We start from the raw sequence: 25,845 nt of genomic DNA, 5'->3' as shown, positions 1-25,845 counted from the left end.
CTCGTCAGCGGCAAGCCCCGACGATGCGCTTCAGGCCGTGAGTTGACGGCCGACAGGCCGCTAGCGTGCCGGCGCTGCGGCTTGCGAGAGTTCGACGATCAGCGTCTCGATCACCCGCCGAGCCGCATCCTTGCCCGAGTTGTGACCCTTGAGGGCCAGATCGGCCGCCAGCAGCTTGCGCAGCAGCCCTGCGGCCCGCGGTCGGCCGATCTGCCGCAATTGCTGCTCCGCGTCAGCCAGCTTGAATTTGAGCACGCCGGCCTGCTCCAGCGCGTACCGCAGCGACGGGCGCTGTCCGCGGCGCTCGGCCTCGTCGTACGACAACACCGCCAGCGCAAATCGCCGCAACGTCGAGGCCATCTGCGGCAAGATTGCATGGGCCTCCTCCCCGGCCGCTAGCAGCCGGTCGAGTTGTGCAAGGGCGTCTGCTGCGCGCCCCGCGGCGACGGCGTCGATCATGTCCCAAGTCTTGCGAGCGCGCCACCCGCCGACATGCTCGCGGACGACCGCCCCGTCGATGACGGCCCTGCCCGCGGAGTTCTTAGGCGCAAGCAGCGACAACCGACCCGTTTCCTGGTAAAGCAGGCCCGCCTCGGGGGGAAGCTGCTCAAGCAGCGCGTCGGCGGCGCCGCGGGCCAGCTCGGCGCCGAACTCGCGCTCGGCGACCACGGCCAGCCACTCCTTGAGGCCCTTGTCGAACGCCCCGGCGGCGGCGCCCTTGTCGGGCCGCTGGCAGAGGACCGTAAGTCCCCGCTCGGCAACCGCCTTGGCCAGCCGGGTGTTCGCCGGCCAGGTTTGCACTTCGAGGATCAACGCCGAGTCGGTCGGCAGACGATCGACGAGATCCTCAAGTTGTTCGCGATAGGCCTTCACGAACGGATCGGCGTCTTCGAGGACGACCACATTGCCGCCGTCGGCGAACAGCGACCGCTCGCACAACAGATCGTGCACGTCGCGGTACTCGGCCGTGCGACCGTCGCGAACGTCGGCGCCCCACGACTCGCCGGCCGTGGCCGCGGCAAGGGTGCGGCGCGTTTCATGCACGAGAAACCCGTCGTCGCCGACGATCGCGCACATCCCCGTCACCCGCGGCGGCTCCGTCGCAGCGAGCACCTCGAACGCAGTCAATTGCCGAGCGGTCGTCTTGGCCATGCCCGGCATTCTAGGGCTTGCCGGCGAGAACGCGAAGGCGCCTGACTCGACGGGCCCACGGACGGCGGAGTGCCATCCGTGTCGCGACCCCCAAGAATCAAGAACCCGCCAAGGGAGAGAGCGACAGGAACCGCCGAGGCACGCGGTTCGGAAGGCATGCCCGCCGCTGCGTCATTCTGTCTACGCAGCCCGAGCAATTCGCACTGGCAGAGCGGCGCTGGATTGGATCGGCACGACGGCGTTCAGTTCGCGCAACACCTGGTCGCATCCCTCGTCGGCCACCGCATGCAGCTGCGAAATGTTCTGGTACGCCTGCAGCAAACTCAGCGGCTGACTGGCGGCGACCATGATCTTGGGATGGGCCGTCGGCTGGTTCGCTTCTTCCTGGCCGTAAAGCTCCTCGTACAGCTTCTCGCCGGGGCGCAGGCCCGTGAACTCAATCTCGACGTCCTCGCCGACCCGCAGGCCCGAGAGCCGGATCATATCGGTCGCCAAGTCGAGAATTCGTACCGGTTCGCCCATGTCGAGGACGAAGATCTCGCCCCCGGCGCCCATGCCGCCCGCCTGGATCACCAGTTGGGCCGCTTCGGGGATCAGCATGAAGTAACGAACCATGTCGGGATGCGTGACGGTCACGGGGCCGCCGGCGGCGATCTGCTCGCGGAACACGGGGACCACGCTTCCCGCCGAGTCGAGCACGTTGCCGAACCGCACGGTGACGAACCGACATTGGCTCCCCGCGGCGCGGGCCTGCACGTACTGCTCGGCCACGCGTTTGCACGCCCCCATGACGCTCGTGGGATTGACCGCCTTGTCCGTCGAGATCATGACGAACGCCTCGGCGCCGATCTCGTCGGCCAGATCCACCAGCAGTCGCGTCGCCACGGCGATGTTTTTCACCGCCTCGCCGGGCTGGGCTTCCATGAGCGGCACGTGCTTGTACGCCGCGGCGTGAAAAATGACGTCGGGACGATGTTCGCCAAACACGGCCCGCAAACGCTCGCCGTCGGTGACGTCGGCCAGGCAAGCGTGCAGTTCGGCCTCGGGGGACTGACGAGCCAACTCCCGCTCCAGGAAGAATTGCCCCGTTTCCGAACGGTCCACGAGCACCAGCTTCGCGACCCCGAGTTGCAAGAGTTGACGACAAATCTCCGAGCCGATGCTGCCGGCCGATCCGGTGACCATGACCGTCTTGTCCACGAGCCACTCGCGCAGGCCGTCGACCTCGAGCGCCACCGAGGGGCGGCGCAGCAAGTCGGCGATCGCCACCGGCCGAGGCTGGACGGCGACGTTGTCGTTGAGCAGTTGTTCGTAACTGGGGAGAACCCGCACGCGAAAGTTCCCTTGGGCGGCGGCGTCCATCAGTTCGCGGACCTGCTTGCCGGGGAGGACGCCCGAGGTGATCAGCACCTCCTCGACGCCGTGCTGATCGATGATCGCCGGCAGGGCGTCGAATCCCCCCAGCACCGGCACGCCGGCGATGAGAGCGCCGCGGTGGCGCGACTGAGGATCGACGAAACCGACCGGCTCGTAAAGCAAATTCGGGTTGCGGCGAATGCCGCGCAGCAAGGCCTCGCCGGCGTCGTCGGCGCCGACGATCACAGCACGGATCGCGCCCGGGCCCGTCGAACGGAGCAGCTTCGCGTCGCGCCACACGCGCGGCAGCCCGCGCCACGCGCCCAACAACACGAGCGAAGTCCCCCAATCGAGGATCACGACGCTCCGCGGCAAAGTGACGTGCACGGCGAACATCGAGTCGCACAGCATGAGCCCGATCGACGCCGCGGTGGTCGCTTTGGCCAGCAGCACCAAGTCATGAAGCGTGACGTATCGGGTCGCCGTCTGGTGCAGACGGAACCACCCTGCGGAGGCGACCTTCACGACGACCGCAAACAGCAGCGTGTCGGCCAGGACCTGCTCGGCAACCTCGTTCAAGGCGCCCGCAAAACGCAACAGAAAAGCCGCTATGTACGCGCACCCGCCCAGCGTTGCAAACGCGGCAAGACGCATCAGCGGCAAGTAACGATGAGAGCGAGCGTCCATGGACGAAACAGATCGAGAATCGCTGAAGTCGTGTGTGACGGGATAAGTCGTGTCGGGGCCGCACTATCGCAGCAGCGAGGCTCGGCGTTGGTCGGCCGTCTCGGCGAGACGCAGCTTGCGGATCGTCGTCAGTTGGCGCTGCACGCCGCCGTCGTTTGGGTTGCGGCCGTAGCACCACGACAGGTGCTGCTCCGCCTCGGGCAATCGCTGCAAATCGGCGAGCACGAACCCCAGCATCCGCCGGGTCGGAACGTCGTTGGGGTTCGCCGCGATCGCTTGCTCGAGAGTCGCCGCGGCGGCTTCCGGCAGGCCCGCGGTGAGTTGCATTTCGGCCAGCGTGCGGCGGGCGCGGGTCGCGAACGGAGGCGTGCTCTCCGACAGGTCGCTCTCCAGCCGCGCTTGGCCGTAGGCGAGGATCGCCGCCCGCTGCTGGTCGTCGATCCGATCGCACGCCGTGCTCCAAAACACCGGCAGCGAGTCCCACTCCGGCTGCAACCACTCGAGCCATGCCTCGGGGGGCATGTTGCCGGCCACCAGCCGGGCGATCCGCAGGCGATGACTGCCGCGGATCGCGAAGCTTCGCCGCCACAGTTCGAAGGCCTCGGCGGAATCGCCGCGCACCGCGGCCTCGGTCCCCACGGCCAGCAGAAGGTCGCCGTCGTACGGGCGAACTCGCAAGGCTTGGTTCATCGCGGCCTGGACCGTCTCGGCGCCGCGCCCGTGCAAGAACGCCAGATCGGCGACCTGCACGATCGCGTCCCCTTCCAACGGGCAACACGACGCGGCGGCTCGGGCGTGAGCGTCGGCCTGCAGCAACAGCCCGATCGGCTGGCCGAACGCCGCCCGCAGCCACTCCAACAGTTCCGCCGACGACGAAAACTGCGAGGCGATCGCCGCGGCCCGAATCTCGGACACCGGCATCGGATTGTCGGCCTGTTGCTGAACGTGCTCGAACAGTTGCACGCTGCGATTGGCGAGTTGGCGGTGCGCATCGGCGAACTCCGGTCGCAGGGAAACGACCTGGGACAGCTCGTCCAACATCGAGACGAGGGACGCCTGCTGACTGAGCCGGATCGCGTGCAGCTTGCCTTCCTCCTCGGGAACGCCCGCAACGAGAAGCGCCGAGGAGGCGATCCGATGCGACCGCGAGATGCGCAAGTAGCTGTCCCAATGGGGCGCCGCCCGCGCGGGGCCCAACAGCGCCGCGACCGCCACGGCCGAAGCCGTCGCCGTCAGCGGCGTCAACAACCCGCCGAAGAAGCCGGGGACGGACGACTCGGCGGGGCGGAATTCACGCTTCTGGACTTCGTCGGACAATTGATGCAATCGCATCAAGCACGCCCCATGCATGAGCGTGATCGACAGACAACTGGGAATGTACCAGACGAAGTCGACGACCGAGTGCGCGAGACTGGCAATCAAGCACGCTGCGCACGCCGCCGCGGCGAGAAACGAGGGATGGTCCGGCGACAGCCGATAGGCTCGCCAGCACCACCCCAAGACGAGCAGCACTCCGGTGACGAGCAACGCTCCCCCGGCCCGTCCCGTCTCGGTCAGCACCTGCAGATAGCCGTTCTCGGCGTGCGTGTACTCAGAGAGGGGCGGATCGGGCAGATAGGTCCGATACACGTCGGCATGGGCCCCCGCGCCGGCGCCGAGCCAGCCGTTGCGTTGGATGACTTCCCAATTGGCTTGCCAAATGCTGCGACGCCCGGCGTTGTGATCGATCTCTTCGAGCTCGCCGCTGGCAAGCGTTGCGATTCGCGTCGTGGCGTCGTCGGGGATCAGCAGGATCGCCGCGAGCGCCCCGGCCGTCACCAACCCCGCGGCCGAGCCGAAGCCCGCGGTGCGGCTCCGCTCCGCGCGAATCGCCGCAGGCAGAAACGCCGCCGCGGCGGCGAACAAGGCGACGGCCGCCCCGCGTGACGCGCTAAGCAAGGCGCCCGCGATGACCGCCGCGAGCAGCGTCGCCGGCAGCCCGCGCTCGATCCGTTCATGCCAACTGACGTGGGAGCTTGCCGCAGCGCGCCGAGCGCCGGGCCGCTTGGGAGGCGCCTTCGCGGCGTGCAGCGAGGTCATCGCCCACGCCGCCAGGGCAGGGGCGCCGAGCACCAGGAAATGACCGAAATGGTTCCGATTGGCGAACGGCCCGCAGGCCCCCGCCCCTGGGCTGCGCGACGGATGTTCGTAGATCCACAAAAACTTGCCGTTGGGGAGCGCCCACTGCAAGAGGCCGATCGCCGCCATCGCGCCGGCCGACAGACCGATCCACCGCTGCAGACGCCGAACGTCGGCGGCGTCTTGCAGTCGCTGGGCGACGGTCATGAACAACACGCCGTACGCCAACCACATGGCGAGCGACAGCCGCGTCGCTTCGGGATTGAGCGAGGCGGTCGGGCGCGGGGCGATCCCCAGCGAATGGGCCGTGTCGAGCCACGGGGCGATCAACTCGATCTGCAGCGGCGCCAGCAGCGGAATCCACTCTGCCGGCAGAGGAGTCAGTTGCAGCCCCAACAGCAGCGCGCCGCCGCAGAACAGCCAGTTCGCGGGACTCCGTCGCCACGCGTTCGTCTTGAGGGCCAGTTGCCGCACGCCCCAGGACATCGCCGCCACGGCGATGCACGCCGCCAGCACGAACCGGCCCACGTCGTGGCGCCCGCCGTGGAACAACGGCGCCACGAAGACGACGCCGGCCAACCCCGCGTCGGTCACGGCCAGGGCCCGCTCAGCCAGCCGATCGCCCGCGAGCGCGGCGGGGCGACCGCGACGCGAAGTCGGCTTTCGAGATGACGGGGCGCCAAAGGCCATGGGTCGCTGACTCTTGCCAAGCAGGGTTCACGCCGCGCGTCGCGGCCGCACCGGCCCTGGAGGGGCGAGCCCGGCGGCGGGGCGGGGGGGGGCCTCGTAGGGATACGCAATCGTCGCCGCCGGGGCGTCTTGGTCCTCGGTCGATTCGTCGTCCTCGTCGTGGCCGTACCCGTATCCGTAACCGTATCCGTAACCGTAGTCGCCGTCCTCGTCAGTGATGCCGTTGGCCACCACGCCGAAGATGTGGCACCCGGCGCTGCCGAAGTTCTCGACGGCGCGGATGACCATCCGCCGGTGGTTCTTCTCAGGCCGCACGACAATCACGGCGCCGTCGACCAAGCGACCGACAATCTGGGCGTCGCTGACCGCCAGCACGGGGGGACAGTCGACGAGCACCTGATCGTAGTTCGATTCGGCCCATGCCAACAATTCGGCGAAGCGGACGCTCCCCAGCAATTCGGCGGGGTTCTGACGCCGTAATCCTGTGGGCATCACGTCGAGCCCCTCGATCTCGGTGCGGTGCAGATGCTCCTGGGCCGCCGCGTCGATCGGTTCCTCGGAGAGGAGCACGTCGGCCACGCCCGGTTCGCGTTTCAAGCCCAGTCGCGTCGTCAGCCCCGGCTTGCGGAGGTCGGCGTCGATCACGAGCGTCCGCCGTCCGGCCTGGGCGAACGCCACCGCCAGGTTCGAGGCGATCGTCGTCTTGCCGTCCCCCGGCTCCGAACTCGTGACCAACAGGCGATTGCTCGGCTGCGGGCTTAGCGTGAGCCCCGTGCGCAGCGTGCGGAACGCTTCGGTCTCGGGCTTGTTGGGGGCGACGTGCGTATGGACGACGTCGAGCCCCGCGCCCGTAAGCGGCTCGAGTTCGCCGACCACCGCCAGCACCGGCACGCCCAATTGCGAGGACAACTCCTCCGGCGAGGCGAACCGATCGTCCAGCACGTCCTGGAAGTAAATGATGAGGCACGCCAGGATCAGCCCCAGACCCGCCGAGCCGACGACCACCGACTTCAGTCGGGGCGACACGGGCCGTTCGTCAGGGAGGGGTTCGCGAACCACGGTCGCTTGGATCGGCGCCTGACCTTGGCGGAAATCCAAGGTTGCGATGCGATCGAGGATCGAATCGCGAAGCTTCTTCGTCCACTCGATCTGGCTCTCGAGCCGCTGCATCTCGACAATCTGGGTGCTATGGTTCGACGCGACCGATCGAGCCTCGGTGAACGTCGCGGCAAGCTGCTCCTCGCGGCGTTGGGCTTCGGTCAGCGACTGCGACAGCATCTGCTGGGTGGCTCGGCCCAGTTCTTGCGACTGGTCGCCGCCGAACCGGCGACCCAAATTGCCGCGATAGTCGCGAATGTACGCCTCGATCGACGCCGCCTGTTGCTGAAGCTCGCCGATCCGCGGGTGGTTGGGGCCATAGTAGGTTGACGCGTCGCGAAGCTCCTTTTGCGTCTCCAGAAGCTTCGCTTCCTGGTCGGCCAGGAGCGACAGGTCGTGCTCGCTTACCCCCAGGGTCATTTGCAGCACTTGCCGGTCGACCGATTCTTCGAGCCCGCCGAGATGTTGAAATACGTCGGCCCCGCGGGCGACGGCCTCTTGCACGGCGGCCAGGGTGGTTTCCAGTCGCAGCCGGCGTTGGGTCGCCTCCATGTACGCTTCGTTGGCCCGCAACGCCCGCTGGACGATCGGGTCGACCACGCCCGACTCGGACGACACCGCCAGGTGTCCTGACCGTCGCCGCAGGTCGCTCAACTCCGCCTCGATGCGGGTCAGATCGTCCTCGCGTTTGGCAAGCTCGTCGGTCAGCATCTCCTTCATCTCGCCCGCGGCGCCTTGGTGCTTCTCGCGAACCCATTCGAGATAGGCGTCGATGATCGCCCGCACGACCGCCGCGGCCGAGTCGGGTCGCTTCGAGCGAAACCGTACGTCGATCAGGTTCGTGCGCCGCGTGTTCGTCGCCGAGGCAAGTTCCGCGACTGTCTCGACCCAGTTGTGGGGGGGGACGTCGACCAGATCGATCCGATCCTGAGGGGCGAGCTGGTCGATCGCACGCTTGAGCACGACCGGGCTCACAACGATCTCGCGCTGGGTGGCCATCGTCGTTTCGGAACCGTCGGCGTCTCCCACCGAGGCGAGCTGATCGCTTTTTTGCTCGATGATCAGCAACTTGGCGGTCGACGAGTAGTACCGCGGCGCCGTGATGTAGTACGCCGCCCCGATCGCGCCGCAAACGGCGAGGCAGGCGACGACCACGTTCGACCGGCGCATCACCAGCCGCGCAAAGCGCATCACTCCTGGGACCAAGTCGCCGGTCGAGGCGAAGTCGGCGGAGGACGACGGCGGACGCTGCGGGTCGCTCAGCATTCGACGAGGCAATTTCGGGCGGCGGGGACGGACGAGCGCGGGGACGGTCGCCAGGGACAATTCGCGAGGACGTTAGAAAAACGAGGCGTTGCGCGTAAGGCCAAACGACATCCGGAAGATGTTGCGGAACACGTCGACCACCGCCGTGGCGGCCGTTTGCTCGATGCTGATCGCATCCCCCGGCGCCAGCACCAGATTCTCCGAACCTTGGCGTTTGGCGGCCGCGATGCTGCAGCGGATCGGCACGGGGTCAGGCCGGCCCGGGACGTTCCGCACCACGAGCACTTGGTCGGCGACCGGCGAGTCGAGCCCCCCGGCCAGCGCCACCGCGTCGAGCAGGCGCAGCTCGCGATCCTCCGGCATTTCAAACTGACCGGGTTGTTTGACGATCCCCGCGACGTAAATCATGTCCTTGTCGCGCGGTTTGACGACCACGACGTCGCGATCGCCGAGCACGCAACCGGGGACCGCCGCAGGGTTCGACAGATTGATTCGCTGCGTCCGCGGGGCCGTGGCGAGTCCGGCCGCGCCGCCGGCGCGGTAACTCGCCTGTTGGATCCCCTCGTCCTGCAGGCCGGCGTCGGCATGCAATGCGGGCTCCCCGGCGATCAGCTTCGGTTGCCGTACGATCTCGACGATCGTACCGGCATCTTCGTTGAGCCCTCCCGCCGCGGCGATCGCGGCGACGAGATTGCAGTTGGTTCGCGAGATCTCATGCACGCCGGGGGTCGTTACCGCGCCCAGCACCGTCACATGGTTGACCGATTTCGATTTCAGTTCGACCGCCACGTGCGGGCGGCGATAGATGCCGCGGTCGACCGCGGCTTGCCCGACCGCCAGTTCGGCCATCGCGGCTTCAAGACCCGCCACCGGCACGAGCCCCACGAGCGGCACGTCGACTCGGCCGTCGTCGCCGACGCGAGCGAGCGTCGGCTGCGGTTGCTCGCCGTCGCGGCCGCTAGTGATCGTGAGCTCCAGCAAATCGCCGGGGGCGATGTTCGAATCGGCGACGCCCGGCGTCGCCACGCTCGCCAGATTGATCGTCGCCCGCGAGTTCCGCGGCGCTGCGAGCAACTCGGGCGGAAGGCTCGCGGGACGAATCCCCGGCGCTCCGCAACCGGCCCAGACCGCCACGAGCGCCGCGAATTGCCATGCGCTGCCCCCGTTTCGATGACAAATGCGGGGAGAACTCGGCATGGCCGGAAACTGAGCGTTCTGGGTGTGCATTTTCTGCGCAGCGACTCCCGCGCGGGCCGGGTTACTACCAATTAACGCCGCCCACCGACAAGGCCGATTGCCCCGACGGCGGCCCCGCCCCCCGCCAGCAGGGCGAGAAAACGGCCGCCTCGAGGCCCGTTGGGCGGGCTATGCCGGCGCTGCCAGCACGCGCGCGGAGACCAACTTTGACCTAGACTTAAGGATTCGCAATCACCACAGTCGGCGGGTCTGCTCGCCTGACTTCGCCCCTCAAGCACTCTCGCCTCCAGCAACATGACTCGTTACCTCGTCACCGGCGGCGCCGGGTTCATCGGTTCGCATATCGTCGCCGCGCTGGCCGAGGCGGGGAGCGAAGTGCGGGTGCTCGACAATCTCAGCACCGGCAAACGAGGCAACGTCCCCGCCTCGCCGCGCGTGACGCTGATTGAAGGGGACGTCCTCGACCCGCTGGCCCTCGCCCGGGCGATCGACGGGGTCGACGTCGTCTTTCATCAGGCCGCGATGGCCTCGGTCCCGAACAGCGTCGCCAACCCGCTCGACTGCCACGCGGCGTGCGCCACCTCGACGGTCGCAGTGCTCGACGCCGCTCGTCGGGGCGGGGTGAAGCGCGTCGTCTACGCCGGTTCCTCGAGCGCCTACGGCAATCAGCCTTACTCGGCCAAGCGCGAAACCGACACGCTGTCGCCGCTGTCGCCGTACGCCGCCGCCAAACTGGCGGGCGAAGCGTACTGCCAAGCGTTCTACGCCACCTACGGTCTCGAAACGACCGTCCTCCGGTACTTCAACGTCTTCGGTCCTCGGCAAGATCCCGCCAGCGAATACTCGGCAGTCATCCCGAAGTTCGTTGCGAGAATGCTCCAGGGAAAGCGCCCCATCGTGTTCGGCGACGGTCGGCAGTCGCGCGACTTCACCTATGTCGACAACGTGGCGGCCGGCAATCTCGCCGCGGCCGCGGCCCCGGCGGCGGCCGTCGCGGGGCGAGTGTTCAACGTCGCTTGCGGCCGGCAGTTCAGCTTGCTCGATCTCATCGCTAGCATCAATCGCGTCTTGGGGACGAACCTTGAGCCCGAGTTCGCCCCGCCGCGAGCCGGCGACGTTCGCGAAAGCCTCGCCGACGTCTCGATGGCCCGTGAGGCCCTGGGCTACGAGCCGACGGTCGATTTCGACGAAGGCCTGCGGCGGTCGATCGAGTACTACCAGTCGATCATGTAGGCGCCCGGCGGCGAACCGCACCGGCAACCTCGGCCCGTCGCGGGGGGGAACCAGAGCCGGCCTCTCCGAACCGCCAAATCTCGCGCGTCCATGCGGACTTGCCGGCTCCCGGGCACGCTGACAAGCAGGGGCCGCGACGGATTGCCAGGAGTCCGGTTGGGGTTGTTGCCCGTCGCGTGCTTGCGCTACAATCCCCGCCGGTCGGCGCACGCGCGCGCCGGGCCTCTGTCCGCGGCAAGGATTCGCTGCGCACTTGCAAAGGAAACACGGATGTTTCGCGACCGCACGCTCTTCGTCACCGGCGGCACCGGTTCGTTCGGCCACGACTTCGTCAGCCTCGTGCTCCGCGAGCACCAGCCCCGGCAAGTCGTCGTCTTTAGCCGAGACGAGAAGAAGCAGCACGACATGCGGCTCGAGTTCGACGACCCGCGGTTGTCGTTCGTCATCGGCGACGTCCGCGACCGCGACCAACTGATTATGGCGATGCGCGGGGCCGACTACGTTTTTCACGCCGCGGCGCTCAAGCAGGTCCCCTCCTGCGAATTCTTTCCGCTCGAAGCGGTCTACACGAACGTCATCGGCACGAACAACGTCCTCGACGCAGCCGAGCTGAACGGCGTCGAGAAGCTGGTCGTCCTCAGCACCGACAAGGCGGTTTACCCGATCAACGCCATGGGCCAGACCAAGGCCCTCATGGAAAAGCTGATGCTCGCCCGGGCCAAGACGCCGCAGACCAAGACGGTGTTCTGCGGCGTGCGGTACGGCAACGTCATGTATTCGCGGGGCTCGGTGATTCCGCTGTTCGTCAAGCAGATCGCCGAGGAAAAGCCGCTCACGGTGACCCATCCCGACATGACCCGGCTGCTGTTGCCGTTGGCCGACGCAGTGACGCTGGTCACGTTCGCAATGGAGCACGGCCGGCCTGGCGACCTGTTTGTTCGCAAGGCGACCGCCGCGACGGTCGAGACGCTCGCCGAGGCGATGCGCCGCTTGTTCCAGGCCGACAATCCGATCGACGTCGTCGGCGTGCGGGCCGGCGAGAAGATGCATGAAGTGCTGGTCAGCGCCGAAGAGCTGACCCGCGCCGAAGACTGCGGCGAGTACTACCGCGTTTGCTGCCACGGTCGGCGCGACTACGACGAGTACTTCACCCGCGGCCACGTCTCCGAGGAGATGCTCCGCGACGGCTACACGTCGGAGAACGCCCCGCAACTGTCGATCGGCGAGGTGGAGAATCTGCTGTTGCGGCTCCCGGAGATTCGCCGCGACTTGGATCAACGAGGCGTGAAGATCGGACCGCGGAGGGCCGCCGCGTGACTTTCACGGCTGGAGTGACCGGCGCCGGCGGATTCGTCGGCCAGTACGTCGTCCGACGACTGACGCAGCGCGCCGATGCGCGGGTCGTCGTCTGCCCGCGCGAGGCTTGGAACAGTCCGACCCGGCTCGCGGCGTTCCTTGCCCCGTGCGACGTAATCGTTCACCTGGCCGGGCTCAATCGCGGCAGCGAAGACGAAGTCTACCGCCGCAACGTCGAACTCGTCGAACGTCTCGTCGCGGCGGTCGAACGGGCGCCCCGCTCGCCGGGGATCGTCTTCGCCTCCTCGACGCAACGCTCGCGGCACAACGCCTACGGGCGGTCGAAACGGCGGGGAGAGGACCTGATCGAGGCGTGGAGCGCCCGAGGGGGGAACGCCATCGCGATGGAAATTCCCAACGTCTTCGGCCCCGGTTGCCGACCCCACTACAACTCGGTCGTCGCCACGTTCTGCGATCAACTGGCCCGGGGCGAGTCGCCGCGGATCGTCAGCGACGCGGAGATCGAGTTCGTCTGGGTCGGCGACTTGGCGGCGGCGATCGACGCCGAGGTCGGCGAACTGGCCGCCGGTCGCAGCCGGGGCTACCGACTCCGCCGCGTCCCCGGCCGGCAACCGCTGTTGGTCTCCGAGCTGCTCGCCAAGCTCCGCGGATTTCTCGACAGCGAAGACGAGCGCGGGATCGTCCCCGATCTGACCGATCCGTTCGACGCCCAATTGTACGCGACGCTGCGGTCGTACCTGCCGCTCGCGGCCCACGTGAAGCGCCCCTCGCTGCACGCCGACCCGCGCGGCGAATTGTGCGAAGTCATCAAACTGGCCGGCGCCGGACAGGTGTTCTTCTCGACGACTCGCCCCGGCGTCACCCGCGGCAATCACTACCACACCCGCAAGAGCGAGTGGTTCTGCGTGCTGCAGGGCGAGGCCGTCATCCGCCTCCGCCGAATCGGCAGCGATGTTGTGGAAGAAATCCGCGTGCGCGGCGATTCGCCGACGTTCGTCTCGATCCCCGTGCTGCACGCCCACCACATCGAGAACACGGGCCCCGACGACCTGCTGACGATGTTCTGGACGAACGAAATCTTCGACCCCGCCGATCCCGACACGTTCGCCGAAGCGGTGCTCGCCGCCCCGCAAAAGCAAGCGACCGCCGCCTGACAAACCGCGCGACCAGTCCCGCATCGACTCGCCGTACAAAACCGCAACAGGACCGCCTGACGTTGACGTGAGAATGCGTTCCGTCCACTCGGCCTGAGCCGTCGCTGCAAGGGTTTTGTGATACGCGTTCAGTGCCATTTTTCGGCCACCCCCTCTAGCAGTTCGTGACGGATATGACCGCTCCGCTTAAAGTGATGACGATCCTCGGCACCCGGCCCGAGATCATCCGCCTGTCGCGGGTGATGGCGCTGTTGGATCAGCATGTGAAGCACGTCCTGGTGCACACGGGGCAGAATTCCGACTTCGAACTGAACGAAGTCTTCTTCCGCGACCTGGCTCTGCGGGCGCCCGATCACTATCTCGGCGTCAGCCGCGCGTCGCTGGGGACGATCCTCGGCGAGGTGATGATGAAGTCCGAAACCGTGCTCGCCGCCGAGCGGCCCGACGCGGTGCTGATCCTGGGCGACACGAACAGCGCGTTCGCGGCGATCATGGCCCGGCGGATGCGGATCCCCGTCTATCACATGGAGGCGGGCAACCGTTGCTTCGATTTCAACGTCCCCGAGGAGATCAACCGCCGACTGATCGACCACGTGAGCGACTTCAACCTCGCCTACACCGAACACGCGCGGCGAAACCTGCTGGCCGAGGGAATCCATCCGCGGCGCATTTACTTGACCGGGTCGCCAATGCGCGAGGTGCTCGACGCCAACCGCCCGGGGATCGAGGCGTCCGATGTCGTCGAGCGCCTGGGACTTCAGCCCGGCAAGTTCTTCGTGGCGAGCATGCATCGCGCGGAAAACGTCGACGTCGCCGCCCACTTCGACCAGTTGCTCGACGCGCTCCGCCGCCTGGCCGCCACGTACGACCTGCCCGTGGTCGTCAGCACGCATCCCCGCACCAAGCAACGACTCGAGGCCCGCTCGGGAGCGGTCGATCCTCGCGTGCAGTTCCTGCCCCCCTTCGGATACCACGACTACGTCAAGCTGCAACTTGCGGCCCGCTGCACCCTGTCCGACAGCGGCACGATCAGCGAAGAAAGCTCCATCCTCGGCTTCCCCGCCGTGACGATGCGCACGGCGATGGAACGCCCCGAGGCGATGGACTCGGGGCATATCATCCTCGCCGGGCGCGAGCCCGAGACGATCCTCAACGCGGTCGCCCTGGCTGTCCACAACCACGACCTCGACCGTCGCCAGCCGATCGCCGAGGAATACCAGGTGACGAACGCCTCGTCGCGCGTCGTGAAGCTCATCCTGGGCACGGCTTTGCTGGGGCGGCAGTGGGACGGAATCGTTCAGGCGGCGTGACGCTATGCGGATCCTACTGCTGACCCAGTACTACGCGCCCGAGCCGGCGTTCAAGTTCGCCGACCTCGCCCGGGGACTCGTCGCCCGCGGGCACGAGGTGCAGGTGCTCACCGGCTTCCCCTGCTACCCCCACGGCAAGACGTACCCGGGTTACCGCCAGCGGCTCCATCACAGCGAAGTCATGGACGGCGTGCTCGTAACGCGCGTTCCTCAGTGGCCCGACCACAGCTCCTCGGTGCTGCGGCGGGTGCTGTACTACGCGACGTTCGCTCTCAGCGCGGCGACGATCGGCTGGCGGAAGGCTCGCCGGGCCGACGTGATCTTGGCGTATCAATCGGCGCTGCCGGTCGGCTTGACCGCCCGGTGGTTGAGCTTCGCAACCCGCACCCCGTACGTCCTCGACGTGGCCGATCTGTGGCCCGAGAGTCTCGCCGCGACCGGCATGATCGCCAACCGCACGGCGCTGAGCGTGGTCGCGCGGGTGATGAAGTTCATCTACCGCGGCGCGCGGCGGATCAACGTGATCACGACCGGGTATCGCGACAATCTTCTGCAGCGAGGCGTCCCGGCCAAGAAACTGTCGGTCATCGAGACTTGGCCTGCCGCGGGGCTGTTCGATCCGCTGCCGGTCGACGCACAGCTGGCTGCAAGCCACGGGATGACGCGCCCCGTCGAGATCCTGTACGCCGGGGCGATGGGTCCCAGCCAAGGGCTCGAGGTCGTGCTGGACGCCGCCGCGAATCTGGCCGACCGCCCCGAGATTCGCTTCACGCTCGTCGGCGACGGACTCCGCCGCGCCAGTCTGGAAGCCGCGGCGCGCAGCCGGGGCCTGGCCAATGTTCAATTCGTCGGTCGGTTGGATCCGAGCGAACTGCGCCGGCTCTACCCTTCGGCCTCCGCGCTGCTCGTGCACCTGACGCCGAACGACATGTCGCGGGCGTCCATTCCGTCCAAGACGTTTGCCTACATGTGCAGCGGCCGGCCGCTGTTGATGGGATGCGAAGGGGTCGCGACCGAGTTGGTCCGGCGCCACGCATGCGGGCTCTGCTTCACGCCGGGCGACGCCGAGTCCCTTGCCGCGGCCGTGACGGAGTTGGCCGACATGGCGCAAGCCGAGCAAGACCGCCTCGCCGCGAACGCCCGCAGCGCGTACTTGCAGTTCTATCAATCAAGCCGGCAGATCGATCGCTACGTCGCCTTCCTATCCGAAGCGATCGGAGCCCCGGTCCCTGCCGCGACCCCGACGCCGACCCCACGACGCCAAGCGGCAGCTTAGGCGAGCGGATCACCATGCAGGAAGCAACGCCAATGTCGCCCGCCCCCGTTCGCTCGCGTTGGCCGGAGTTCGACGACGAGCAGCGCGCCGTCGTCGACCAAGTGCTCCGCTCGGGGAAGGTCAACTACTGGACCGGCGAGCAAGGGCGCGCGTTTGAGCAGGAGTTCGCCCAGTTCGTCGGGGTGCGGCACGCCGTCGCCCTGGCCAACGGCACGTTGGCATTGGAACTGGCCCTGGCCGCGCTGGACGTCGGCCCCGGCGACGAGGTCGTCGTCCCGGCCCGGACGTTTATCGCCTCGGCCAGTTGCGTCGTCGCCCGCGGGGCTCGCCCCGTGGTGGTCGACGTCGACCCCGTATCGCAGACCCTCTCGGCCGACACGATCGCGGCGGGGCTCACCGAGCGGACCAAGGCGATCGTCTGCGTCCATCTGGCGGGGCGGCCGTGCGATATGGATCCCATCCTCGAGCTTGCCCGGCGACGGAACTTGCGCGTCATCGAGGACTGCGCCCAAGCCCACGGCGCCGAATACCGCGGGCGCCGCGTCGGTTCGCTCGGCGACGCGGCGGCCTTCTCGTTCTGCCAGGACAAGATCATGACCACGGGCGGCGAAGGGGGGATGCTCGTGACCGATTGCGAACATGCCTGGCGTCGGGCGTGGAGCTACAAGGATCACGGCAAGGACTACGACGCGGTTCACCATGCCGATCACCCCCCCGGGTTCCGCTGGCTGCATCACTCGTTCGGTTCCAACTGGCGGATGACGGAGATGCAAGCCGCGCTAGGCCGCGTGCAACTGCGCCGCTTGCCCGAGTGGCTCGCGGCGCGGCGGCGCAACGCCGGCTTGCTCGCGCGCCACTGTCGCGAGCTCCCGGCGTTGGAGGTCGAAACGCTCCCCGCCGACATTCATCACGCCTACTACCGGTTCTACGCCTTCGTGAAGCCCGAGGCGCTTTCCCACGGCGGATCGCGCGACGACGTGATGGCGGAATTGACGGCTCGCGGCGTACCGTGCTCGGTGGGAAGTTGCGGCGAAATTCATCGCGAGCAAGCGTTCGCGTCGCTGGGCCCCCAATCGACGCTGCCCAGCGCCCGTCGTCTCGCCGACCGAAGCCTCGCCTTTCTGGTCGACCACACGCTCACGGCCGCAGATATGGACTTCGTCGGCGCGGCCCTCCGCACGACGCTGTCCCCAGCTCGCGCCGCCGCTTAGCGCTCGCTCCGACCTGGGGCCGACCCGACGCAGGGGTCCGAACTGAAGTGGGACGCCTGGAACCGGCTCATCGAGATCCATGACGGGACGAACACGGTTCAGAAGAACGAGTTCGACGGCAACAATCATCGCATCGTTCGCGAGAGCTATGCGGGCGGTTCTTTGACCGAAACGCGGCATTACTACTACAATGACCGGTGGCAAATCGTCGAAGAGCGCGTCGGGACGACCCCGAGCACGGCGCGGATCGACCAGCAGTACGTCTACCACCCCGAGTACGTCGACGCGGTCGCGCTCCGCTGGCGGGACAGCGACCACCAGTCCGAGGGGCCGGACACGTACCACTACTACCTGCAAGACGCGAACTACAACGTCACGGCTTTGGTCAACGGCGACAGCGGCAGCGGCGACCTCGGCAAAGTCGTCGAGCGGTACGCCTACACGCCCTACAGAGAATGCACGGTCCTCAACGGCGCCGCCGATCCCAACTCCGAAGGGAGCGACTGGTCGGACGACGCCAACGGCACCGACGTCGCCAACGTCGTCCGGTACACCGGCAGGGAGCTTGATCTGGGGACGGGGTTGCAGTTGAACCGGAATCGGTTCTATGCGAGTCACCTCGGGAGGTGGACGGGAAGAGATCCCATTGAGTACGATGGATTATTATGGAATCTATACAACTATGTCGACTCAAATCCAATAGTGCAATTAGACCCAGATGGCACAGTTGGGCAATACTGTGATTGTTTGCGTCATAATGCGCTACAGCTCAAGATATGCCTCGGAGCATCAGGTGGAGTCTGGTTGGCATGCATGAAAACATGTCTGTTAGCGTGAGGTTGGTGGCCAATACCCTATTGTAAAGTCGGTTGCCTTGCGTTGTGTACTACTGGGGCGTTAGTAATTGCTGCTTGTTGCTTGGATAGTGCATTGGGCGGACGGGACGATTGCAGAGAAGACTTTCAACGCCGTAATCCAGGCAAGCCATTTCCAAAATGCCCCTAGTCCAACGTCATTGTGCAGGAAGGAACTAATCAGTGCGTTTTTTCTGGAATCTGGCATCGATACCTGAGTTGCGTGATTTGGCGCCGCAAGACCGGCTTCAGTTGTGGCGACGCCATCAGCCAATAATTAGGGCATTACCTCAGATTCGTAGGATGCGGTTCGTTTTCTGGAGTTTAATTTTTTTAATATGTCTCGACTTGTTCAAGTCAATACTCATTCTATCGGTCACTGATATTGATCAATTGTCGAGCGCATCTGATGCATTCACCTTCGGGTGGATCCCTTGGTTGTCTGTTTTGCTATGGTGTGGAGCGCTAGCGTCTGCGATTGCTGAGAGTCGAGCAGAGATCCAGTACTTTAAGGCGCTCTTTCGGCGCACTGCCTCTTCGTTGTGACCGGATAGAGCAACCCCTTTTCTGTAAAAGCCGCGGGTCGTAGGGCGCAAAAAGTCGTCGCCGACCAAAACCCCAGAAAACCAGCCGCCAATCCAAGACCAACCAGCCGACAGCAGCGACTGAAATTGTCGCTTTGAACCTTCGATGATCGCCGTCAACCAGCCACCACGACCGATTTTCCGCCCGCCGCGCAGCGGCGAACAGGAATCGTCCGTGGGGTACAAATAATCGCGCCGCCAAGAACCCCCGCCAATTCCAGCCTGAAACCAGCTTCAACCACCCCGGACCAGCCCTCTCAATTGTCGCCGCCCACCCACCGATGACGCCGCCCACGCCCGCCCCGTAGCGAGAATCCAGCGAGGAGCGCCCGGCGACAAGGCCGGAATCGTCCGCTCAATTTCCCACGGGATTTCGGTAGAAAATGGGCCGCCGCATCGCGTAGAACAGATGCTGCCAGCCGCGCGCTTCGCCCGCGCTTGCGACGCAATCGCGCATCGGACGCGACCGAGGCCGGGTCGCGAGTTTTGCTCGCCCGCCGCGAGTTTTGCTGGCAAAACCAGCCGCCCCGCGATCGGCGACCCGACGCGCAAGACGATGGCCCCCAACACGTTCGGCAAACCCTCCCCCGCCCCGCAGCCCGGAGTTTTGCACGAGACAATGATGGAGTTTTGCTCGCCGGCAAAATGACGACACACGTTCTCCGCCCCCGGCCTGTCAGGCGAGGAGTCAAAACTACGCCCGAAACTGAGTCCGCATCAGCCCGCCGACTACGTCGGCCCGGAGGTGCGGCGGACGATGGAGACGGCGGCCGGCGAGTACGGTTACTGGGATCGATTCGGGAGAACGACAACCAGCCGGTGGGAGGATTACACGTCGACCGTCGTGGAGGTAAGAAAGGGGACAGGTCCATATTAGCACAGCGGGCAGGCGTCGGTAGCTTTTCGAACATTCCCCCGCCCCGCGCGGGGTCGTGCACGATTACGAGTACACTTCCCTGGGACAACTCGCCCGCGTCGCGTCGTACGCCGACTCGAACGGCACGGGGGTCCTCAACGACGTCTCCTACCAGTACGCCAACGCGGCCCCTGCAGGGACTTTTACAGAACAGAGGGTACACTAACTCTTGTTCTGCCCGAGGGTCCCAGATCCGATTGATCTGGGAAAGTGAATGTGGCGTTTAGTGGTATAGCATTCTATGTATGTTACTGCAGAAAGGCACTGCACTTATGCACGACAAACCAATCGAGCTATCTGACAGCAACCGCGTCGTACGAATACGTATTGGCATGTACGATAGTGACTGTCCTTTTCTGTCGCTTTCTGACAAAGATGGTCACGAAAGAGTGATTCTCAATCTCGCCGAAAGTGGACATGGATCGCTCAGCTTCTACACGGGAGAAGGCCAGCCTGTATTGTCGATAGGAATGACCTCTGATACTGATGCCGGAATGGCTATTCTCGATCCGGTCAACGATGCGATTGTCTCGATTGATTTATTGGCTGGCGTGGGCAAGATTCGGCTACGTTCAAATGGAAGCAACTATTCCTGGCCTTAGCTCTTGTGTCCTGCCTCAGTCGGAAGTGGAATTCTCCTTGACAGTCGTTAGCATGACGCACGAAGGAGACCCTTGCGATGTCAAGCGATTCTCGGCGTGAGGTACAAAAAGTCGCGTCGCCACCAACCCCCGCCAATTCCAGCCTGACACCAGCTTCAACAACCCCGGACCAGCCCTCTCAATTGTCGCCGCCCACCCAGCAATGACGCCGCCCACGCCCGCATCGAAGCGAGAATCCAGCGAGGTGTGACCGCCATTCCAAAAACGTAGCGCCCGGCAGGAGGGCTGGCGCCCGGATTCCGTAGCGCACAACCGTGCATTGTTTCGAATTTGCGACACTAGGATCATCGTGGCAGGCGGCCGCAGGCCGGTTTCCGTTGCTGATGCCCGAGTGCTCGTGAAGCGAGGCGTGCCAGGAGTGCTACGTCATATGGAGAAGTGGACCGAGATCCGACGACGCGTGCTGACCGGCGAGTTGAGCCGGCGGCAAGCGTGTCGGGTGTACAAGTTGCACTGGGAGACGATTCAGAAGGTGCTGGCGCACGTCGAGCCGCCCGGCTATCGGAGGGCGAAGGCGCGTTCGCGGCCGAAGATGGAGCGGTTCCTGCCGCTGATCGCCGAGATTTTGGTGAGCGACGCGAAGGCGCCGAAGAAGCAGCGGCATACGGCTAAGCGGATCTTCGCCCGAGCGACTGCGAGCCGTGGCGGGAGATCATCCAGGCCAAAGAGGCGCAGAGCTGTCGGCCCGGCGGATCCACCAGGATCTGGTCTCCGAGCACGGCGCGACGGTCGGCTACGACAGCGTCCGTCGCTTCCTCAAGCGGATCGGTTGGACGCGGCCATTGCCGTTCCGCCGGCTGGAATGCGCAGCCGGCCAGGAGGCGCAAGTCGACTTCGGAACCGGCGCCCCGGTCGTCGACCCCGATGGCCGTGAGCGCACGGTGAACTGCATCTTGACGGCCGCGGTAGGTTGGAGGCTTTCAGTCTTTTGCCTTCGGAGGTCGCGTGATGGCGAGCAGGAAACGTTCCGCGGAGAAGGAGTCGTATTGGCGGCTGGCGTTGGAGGAGTTCCGCGCGAGTTGGCGAAGCGCTAGGCCGCCTTTCGGTACGCCGGAAAGTACGTCTCGGTCCGGTTCGGCGAGTACTCGGTCTGATCTGCGCCCGGCGAGCGCGCCGTCAGGCGGCGGTACGCCTCGGGGCGCGGCACGCGCCAACCGACGCGGTAGTCGACGACCCCTTGCGGGGCAAACGACTCCTTGTAGCGATAGATGCCGTCGTCGGGGCTGCGACCGCCCCCCAACACGTATTGCCGCAAACCCTGGGACCGAGCCCACAGGATTATTTCGTACTTCAACAGATCGTTCGGGCGCATCTCGAAGTGCCGCTCGTCGGTTCCCCCCAGGAACGAGTAGGCGTTCTCTGCCCCGAACAGGACCAGTTCGCTGGAGACGACCTGCCCGCCGTGCACTGCGTGCAGAAACGCGAAGTTGCCCGGCAGCGAGCGGCAAAGTCGTGCAAAATACTCGGCCCCTTGCGCGTCCTGCGACGCGACGCTTCGTCGCCCCATCGTTCCGTCATAGACGGCGAGGAACTCGTCCAGCCGGTCTCCGCACGGGTCGATCTCGACGGTCACCCCCTCTGAGCGGGCCCGCTTCACGTTCTTGCGGACTTTGTGCCGGACGTCCTTCCACAGTTCGGGTTCATCAAGCTCGAGCGAGCGGACGATGTTCCGTTTGGTCGCCTGCTCGCCCGGGTAGGGGAGCAATTGGTCGGCGTCGATCGACATTCGCACGAACTCCGAGACGACGCCGGTTGCGGCCGACCACGCGTCGAACCGCTGCCAGAACCGTGCGGCCAGATCGTCCTCGCCTAGTTCGCTGGTGCGAAAGGCGCCGACGTAACCGTTGGTCGTGACGTCGTACGCGGGGCCGACGTCCGGGCCCCAGCAGGGCAGGGGAGCGAGGTCCTGCAGCAAAAACGGAAACAGCACGGACCCTGAGTCGGTCGTCAGGGACGCGCACATCGCCCGGGTCGTTCCCCCCGCCGACAGCTCTTGATAGCCTGGGTGGGCGAACACGTCGCGCCGAACCCAGGCGTTCCAGGCCGCGAGCCAGGCGGCGCGATCCGCCGGTTCGGCCGCGTCCCACACGGTGAACACGTCGTTGGCGCCGGCCGTTTCAAGCTGCCGCGGAAGTGCGCATCCGGTCATCGAATCGTCCTTGCTGGAAGGCGGCCACAGCGGCTGCGACGCGAGCCCGCCGGCCGGCGTCCGGCTCCGGCCGCGCAACCGCCGCGAGGGCGTCGGGGGGGGGCGAGGTGCGATACACGGGGCAGCCCAACGAGTCCAAACGCACGGCGACGGCGTCAACCAGCTCCGCCGGGTTCCGGCAGAGCTGGTCGTAATTGACTTCGATCAGGTTGCGGGAATCGACGAGCCCGGCTTGGCGCTCGATCGCCTGCTCGACGAAGCGGACTTGGCCGGCCGTTTGCACCTCGGGCGATTCGTGCCGCAGCCATTCGTACTGGCGGGGACGCATCGAAATCCAGGCGTCGGCCGAGCCCAACTGCTTCTCCCGGGCCCGCAGCAGCGACAAGGCGTTCTCGACCGGATCGCGCCGCACCCACACGAACAGCGAGTCGGGCATTTCCCGAACGGTGCGCTGCAGGTGCCACGCCAGCAAGAACGACTTGAACACCATCGGCTTGCCGCAGGCGTCGGTCATGTTGGCGAACAGCCGGCGAATGCGGGCCCAGTCGATCGAGTCCTCGAACTCGCTCGGCTGTTCTTGCATGTCGCGATAACCCAGCACATCGGCCCAGAAGTAGCCGAACTCATGCGGCTCGCGAATGCCCCGCGTTCGTCCGAAGTCCGACGCGAACGTCGTCGGCCCGCCCGGCCCCAGGACTTTCTGCGACAACCGCAGGCCGAACACCGGCGCCCGCCAGAACGAGGCGACCAGATTGTTGACGTATCCCACGTCGAGCGATGCAGCCAAAAGCTGCGTCGTCACGGTCGTCCCCGAACGCGGGGCGCCGATGACGTGGACCGTCGGCAGCGGTCGGCACTCGTCGCCAAGTTGACGGTCGTGAATCTCCGCCAAGGCGTCGTTGAGCGTCTTGAGAAACTGCTCGTCCCGCAAGTCTTTGCGATAGGGCCCCACGAGCTTCGGCTCCGCGCGGCCTGAGATTGCGGACAGGGCCGCTGTCTCGTCGGCGCCGTGCGGCAGGTCGTCCATTTGCTCCGTGTTGCGATCCATGACGACTCCCGTTCCAAGAAGGACGGCTCCCACCGTACGCGCCGCGATCTTCAAATCGAGCCACAACGAGTAGTGATCCACGTACTGCAGATCCAACTCGATCCGCCGAGACCAGGGGATCGTATTGCGGCCGCTCACCTGAGCCAGCCCCGTGACCCCTGGCCGGACCGCCGTGCGTCGCTTCTGCCGGTCGTCGTACCGGCGCCAATGGTCGGCCTGCGTCGGCCGGGGACCGATGAACGACATCTCCCCGCGCAGGATGTTGAACAACTGCGGCAGCTCGTCGAGGCTGGTGCGCCGGAGCCACTTGCCGACGCGCGTGACCCGCGCTCCCTGGACGCGGCCCTGCTCGTCGAGCAGCCGGTCGGCGTCCTCGACCATCGTGCGGAACTTGAACACGCGAAAGAGCGAACCGTGCCGACCGACCCGCTCCTGCGTGAACAGCGCAGGCCCCGGGCTGTCGAGCTTCACCGCCAGAGCGATCGCCGCTAGCAACGGCGCCATCGCGACTGCCAGGGCCGCCGCCGCGATGCGATCGATCGCCGCTTTGACGGCCGACTGCCAGGTAGGCTGCATGTTCGCGCTTCTGTGATCGTTTGTTCGTTTGAAGCTGATATCGGAACCGCGGAAGGAGCGCGGATGGTACGGGTTGCGGACCCGCGTCACAACCTCACCCGCCCCTCACTGGGCGCCAGCGGGCGCCAGCATGTTCCGTGACAGCGGGCTCGTGTTGACATGGTCGGGGCGATTGCCGACCATCCCCCCCGCCTTCGTTGCAGCCGCGGTCGCCTCGTGCGCATGACGCGACGAGAACTGTTGCGAAATCACAGCGGCGCCATCAGGTTGCGACGACACGTCGCCGACGCCCCGAGCCCCCCCGAGCGACCGCCAAGACGACGATGTCGACGACCTCCCTCACCGTCGCTCACGACCACCCAGGCCGCGGGGCCGACCGGTCGCTTGCGCCGACTCGCTCCGCGGTGAACGCCCCCGAGCGCACGCAACCGCCGGCGGGGAGCGCCGTCCGCAGCGCGCTGCTTGCCAACGCGCTGTACGTCTTCAACACGCTCCTGCGCAGCGGCATGACGCTGCTGTTGATGCCGGTTCTCGTCGGCCTGCTCGGCCGCGAGCAGTTCGCGCTGTGGGTCGCGGTGAACACGATCACCATGTACCTCAGCCTGTCGGAAGCAGGCCTCGGGCAAAGCGTCGTCAATGCGATCGGCGCCGCCTACGCCCGCAACGATCTCCGCCGCATCGGCGAGATCATGTCCACGGCCCACGTGCTGTACTGGCTGCTTGTCGTGCCGACCGCGCTGGCGGCGTTGGCCTGCTACGCTTGGCTGCCGGTCGGCAAGTGGCTGCTGGCCGAGCGAGATTTACACAATGCGCCGCTCTTGACGACGTGCCTCGCCGCGGCAACGGTGTTCGCGTTGGCGAGGATTCCGCTATTGGTGTTCACCGGCATGCTGTCGGGAATCTGCCGCCTGCCCCTGCGACTGGCCTGCGAGTCGGCCGCCACGGCGGCCTGTGCCTGTGCGACCGTGGCGACCGCTTGGCTGGGGGTCGGTTTGTTGGGAGTCACCGTCGCTGCGAACGCCGCCCTGCTGGCGGCCGCCCTCGTCGTCGCAGGAGTCGCCAGTTACGGCCGGCCTTGGGCCCGACTCGGTCGCGACTTGATTCGCCGCGAGTTGGCGTGGCCGCTGGCGAAGAACTCGTCCTGCTTCTTTGTCATTAACGCTTCGACGGTGCTCGATCGCAGCGTGCTGACGCTGATGGCCGCCAAAATGGGGGGGCTGGCCTTGGCTCCGCCGGTCTTTTTTCTGCTCAACGTCTTCCGTGTCGCCGCGTGGTCGTTCATCACCGCCGGATCGCGCGCAATCCAGCCCTACGTCCTCATCTGGCACGCTCGCGGAGAAGGCGAGAAAACCGCCGCCGTCACGGCGCTGATGATCAAGACGACGAGCGTCGCCGCAGCGATTTTCGCCGTGCTGTTCGTCCCGTTGGTCGAACCGATCCTCGCCGTCTGGCTCGGGCCCGACTCGTATCCCGGCGCCGGCTGCGTCGCCTTGATCGCCGGGGCGTTTCTGCTCGACGCGGCGTTTGCGGCGCCCACGAGCTTACTGGTCGTCATGAACAATCATCGTCGACTCGCCGCAGCGACCGCGCTCAAGGCGACGCTGGTCGTCGCGCTGTCGGCTGCCGGGGGCGTGCTCTATGCCGATCCGCTCATCGGACTGTCGTCGGGCCTGCTCTTGGCGACGATGCTGGGAAACATCCCTTTCATCCCGCTGGCCGCACGCATGACGGGAATCACGACCGCCGGTTTCGTCCGGAAGCTGCTCGTCCCGCCAACGGCATTGTCAGCCGTCGCCTTGGCCGCCGGCACGCTGCTGACGAACTGGCCCCAACCGCTTGCCCGAGCGGCCGCCGCCCTGGCGATCAGCCTGGGACTCGTCGCCGTGGCATGGCTGCAGCTTTTCGACGACAACGAGCGGCAGCTCTGCCGCTACGCCCTTGAACGACTCGTCGGTCGACGCCCGCTCGCCCCGACGATGACCTGAAATTCG

The 25,845-nt window shown here is 66.2% G+C and carries 18 protein-coding genes; 10 read left to right on the top strand and 8 right to left on the bottom strand.

The window, feature by feature from the left end; all coding sequences use genetic code 11:
- Positions 1–60 precede the first annotated feature (60 nt).
- The 5 genes from KF688_02170 to KF688_02150 form a co-directional block, all read right to left on the bottom strand.
- Positions 61–1,152, bottom strand: coding sequence for a hypothetical protein (locus KF688_02170; protein MBX3424462.1), 1,092 nt, complete (start codon positions 1,150–1,152; stop codon positions 61–63).
- A gap of 180 nt (positions 1,153–1,332) precedes the next feature.
- The gene (locus KF688_02165; GenBank protein ID MBX3424461.1) at positions 1,333–3,195 is read right to left on the bottom strand and encodes a polysaccharide biosynthesis protein; all 1,863 of its coding nucleotides are present in this window, start codon (positions 3,193–3,195) and stop codon (positions 1,333–1,335) included.
- 63 nt (positions 3,196–3,258) lie between these two features.
- Positions 3,259–6,003, bottom strand: coding sequence for an O-antigen ligase family protein (locus KF688_02160; GenBank protein ID MBX3424460.1), 2,745 nt, complete (start codon positions 6,001–6,003; stop codon positions 3,259–3,261).
- Between the two features lie 27 nt (positions 6,004–6,030).
- Positions 6,031–8,379: a polysaccharide biosynthesis tyrosine autokinase gene (locus KF688_02155; GenBank protein ID MBX3424459.1), complete on the bottom strand. Its 2,349-nt coding sequence runs from the start codon at positions 8,377–8,379 to the stop codon at positions 6,031–6,033.
- Positions 8,380–8,439: 60 nt separating this feature from the next.
- Entirely contained in the window at positions 8,440–9,564 is a 1,125-nt protein-coding gene (locus tag KF688_02150; protein ID MBX3424458.1) for an SLBB domain-containing protein, read from the bottom strand.
- 294 nt (positions 9,565–9,858) lie between these two features.
- On the opposite strand from KF688_02150, the gene KF688_02145 reads away from it, so the two are divergent.
- From KF688_02145 to KF688_02105, 9 genes are all read left to right on the top strand, one after another.
- Positions 9,859–10,797 (top strand): SDR family oxidoreductase, encoded by a 939-nt coding sequence (locus KF688_02145; GenBank protein MBX3424457.1) that lies wholly within the window; start codon positions 9,859–9,861, stop codon positions 10,795–10,797.
- Between the two features lie 270 nt (positions 10,798–11,067).
- Complete coding sequence (locus KF688_02140; protein ID MBX3424456.1) at positions 11,068–12,114, top strand: polysaccharide biosynthesis protein; 1,047 nt, start codon at positions 11,068–11,070, stop codon at positions 12,112–12,114.
- Positions 12,111–13,268 carry an NAD-dependent epimerase/dehydratase family protein gene (locus KF688_02135; protein MBX3424455.1) on the top strand — a complete coding sequence of 386 codons (1,158 nt, stop codon included), beginning with the start codon at positions 12,111–12,113 and terminating at the stop codon, positions 13,266–13,268. The genes KF688_02140 and KF688_02135 overlap by 4 nt, the downstream gene beginning before the upstream one ends.
- Positions 13,269–13,441: 173 nt before the next feature.
- Positions 13,442–14,578: a UDP-N-acetylglucosamine 2-epimerase (non-hydrolyzing) gene (gene wecB, locus KF688_02130; protein ID MBX3424454.1), complete on the top strand. Its 1,137-nt coding sequence runs from the start codon at positions 13,442–13,444 to the stop codon at positions 14,576–14,578.
- Between the two features lie 4 nt (positions 14,579–14,582).
- On the top strand, positions 14,583–15,854 hold the full coding sequence (locus KF688_02125) for a glycosyltransferase family 4 protein (GenBank protein MBX3424453.1): 1,272 nt from the start codon (positions 14,583–14,585) through the stop codon (positions 15,852–15,854).
- A 32-nt stretch (positions 15,855–15,886) separates the two neighbouring features.
- Positions 15,887–17,065, top strand: coding sequence for a DegT/DnrJ/EryC1/StrS aminotransferase family protein (locus tag KF688_02120; protein MBX3424452.1), 1,179 nt, complete (start codon positions 15,887–15,889; stop codon positions 17,063–17,065).
- Positions 17,066–17,227: 162 nt separating this feature from the next.
- The gene (locus tag KF688_02115) at positions 17,228–17,902 is read left to right on the top strand and encodes an RHS repeat-associated core domain-containing protein (GenBank protein MBX3424451.1); all 675 of its coding nucleotides are present in this window, start codon (positions 17,228–17,230) and stop codon (positions 17,900–17,902) included.
- A gap of 1,533 nt (positions 17,903–19,435) precedes the next feature.
- Positions 19,436–19,585 carry a hypothetical protein gene (locus KF688_02110; GenBank protein MBX3424450.1) on the top strand — a complete coding sequence of 50 codons (150 nt, stop codon included), beginning with the start codon at positions 19,436–19,438 and terminating at the stop codon, positions 19,583–19,585.
- A 79-nt stretch (positions 19,586–19,664) separates the two neighbouring features.
- On the top strand, positions 19,665–20,021 hold the full coding sequence (locus tag KF688_02105) for a hypothetical protein (GenBank protein MBX3424449.1): 357 nt from the start codon (positions 19,665–19,667) through the stop codon (positions 20,019–20,021).
- A gap of 1,090 nt (positions 20,022–21,111) precedes the next feature.
- On the opposite strand, the gene KF688_02100 is transcribed toward KF688_02105, so the two are convergent.
- The 3 genes from KF688_02100 to KF688_02090 all read right to left on the bottom strand — a co-directional run bounded on the left by KF688_02100 (position 21,112) and on the right by KF688_02090 (position 24,106).
- Complete coding sequence (locus KF688_02100; GenBank protein ID MBX3424448.1) at positions 21,112–22,230, bottom strand: GNAT family N-acetyltransferase; 1,119 nt, start codon at positions 22,228–22,230, stop codon at positions 21,112–21,114.
- On the bottom strand, positions 22,199–23,854 hold the full coding sequence (locus tag KF688_02095) for a sugar transferase (GenBank protein MBX3424447.1): 1,656 nt from the start codon (positions 23,852–23,854) through the stop codon (positions 22,199–22,201). Before KF688_02095 ends, KF688_02100 begins: the two co-directional genes overlap by 32 nt.
- Positions 23,855–23,959: 105 nt before the next feature.
- Positions 23,960–24,106 carry a hypothetical protein gene (locus KF688_02090; GenBank protein MBX3424446.1) on the bottom strand — a complete coding sequence of 49 codons (147 nt, stop codon included), beginning with the start codon at positions 24,104–24,106 and terminating at the stop codon, positions 23,960–23,962.
- A 71-nt stretch (positions 24,107–24,177) separates the two neighbouring features.
- Here KF688_02090 and KF688_02085 point away from each other — a divergent pair, with 71 nt between their 5' ends.
- Entirely contained in the window at positions 24,178–25,839 is a 1,662-nt protein-coding gene (locus KF688_02085) for a hypothetical protein (GenBank protein MBX3424445.1), read from the top strand.
- Positions 25,840–25,845 lie beyond the last annotated feature (6 nt).

It is taken from the genome of Pirellulales bacterium, assembly GCA_019636345.1.
Taxonomy (GTDB): domain Bacteria; phylum Planctomycetota; class Planctomycetia; order Pirellulales; family Lacipirellulaceae.
The sequence above is the reverse complement of the archived record's forward strand: the minus strand, read 5'-3'. Positions and strand labels throughout refer to the sequence as shown.

What these genes read in the sequence shown, in the direction of transcription:
- KF688_02145 (MBX3424457.1), top strand. Translation starts at nt 9,859, where the DNA reads ATGACTCGTTACCTCGTCACCGGCGGCGCCGGGTTCATCGGTTCGCAT.
- KF688_02165 (MBX3424461.1), bottom strand. Translation starts at nt 3,195, where the DNA reads ATGGACGCTCGCTCTCATCGTTACTTGCCGCTGATGCGTCTTGCCGCG.
- KF688_02100 (MBX3424448.1), bottom strand. Translation starts at nt 22,230, where the DNA reads ATGACCGGATGCGCACTTCCGCGGCAGCTTGAAACGGCCGGCGCCAAC.
- KF688_02150 (MBX3424458.1), bottom strand. Translation starts at nt 9,564, where the DNA reads ATGCCGAGTTCTCCCCGCATTTGTCATCGAAACGGGGGCAGCGCATGG.
- wecB (MBX3424454.1), top strand. Translation starts at nt 13,442, where the DNA reads ATGACCGCTCCGCTTAAAGTGATGACGATCCTCGGCACCCGGCCCGAG.
- KF688_02125 (MBX3424453.1), top strand. Translation starts at nt 14,583, where the DNA reads ATGCGGATCCTACTGCTGACCCAGTACTACGCGCCCGAGCCGGCGTTC.
- KF688_02140 (MBX3424456.1), top strand. Translation starts at nt 11,068, where the DNA reads ATGTTTCGCGACCGCACGCTCTTCGTCACCGGCGGCACCGGTTCGTTC.
- KF688_02085 (MBX3424445.1), top strand. Translation starts at nt 24,178, where the DNA reads ATGTCGACGACCTCCCTCACCGTCGCTCACGACCACCCAGGCCGCGGG.
- KF688_02095 (MBX3424447.1), bottom strand. Translation starts at nt 23,854, where the DNA reads ATGCAGCCTACCTGGCAGTCGGCCGTCAAAGCGGCGATCGATCGCATC.
- KF688_02170 (MBX3424462.1), bottom strand. Translation starts at nt 1,152, where the DNA reads ATGGCCAAGACGACCGCTCGGCAATTGACTGCGTTCGAGGTGCTCGCT.
- KF688_02105 (MBX3424449.1), top strand. Translation starts at nt 19,665, where the DNA reads ATGTTACTGCAGAAAGGCACTGCACTTATGCACGACAAACCAATCGAG.
- KF688_02160 (MBX3424460.1), bottom strand. Translation starts at nt 6,003, where the DNA reads ATGGCCTTTGGCGCCCCGTCATCTCGAAAGCCGACTTCGCGTCGCGGT.
- KF688_02120 (MBX3424452.1), top strand. Translation starts at nt 15,887, where the DNA reads ATGTCGCCCGCCCCCGTTCGCTCGCGTTGGCCGGAGTTCGACGACGAG.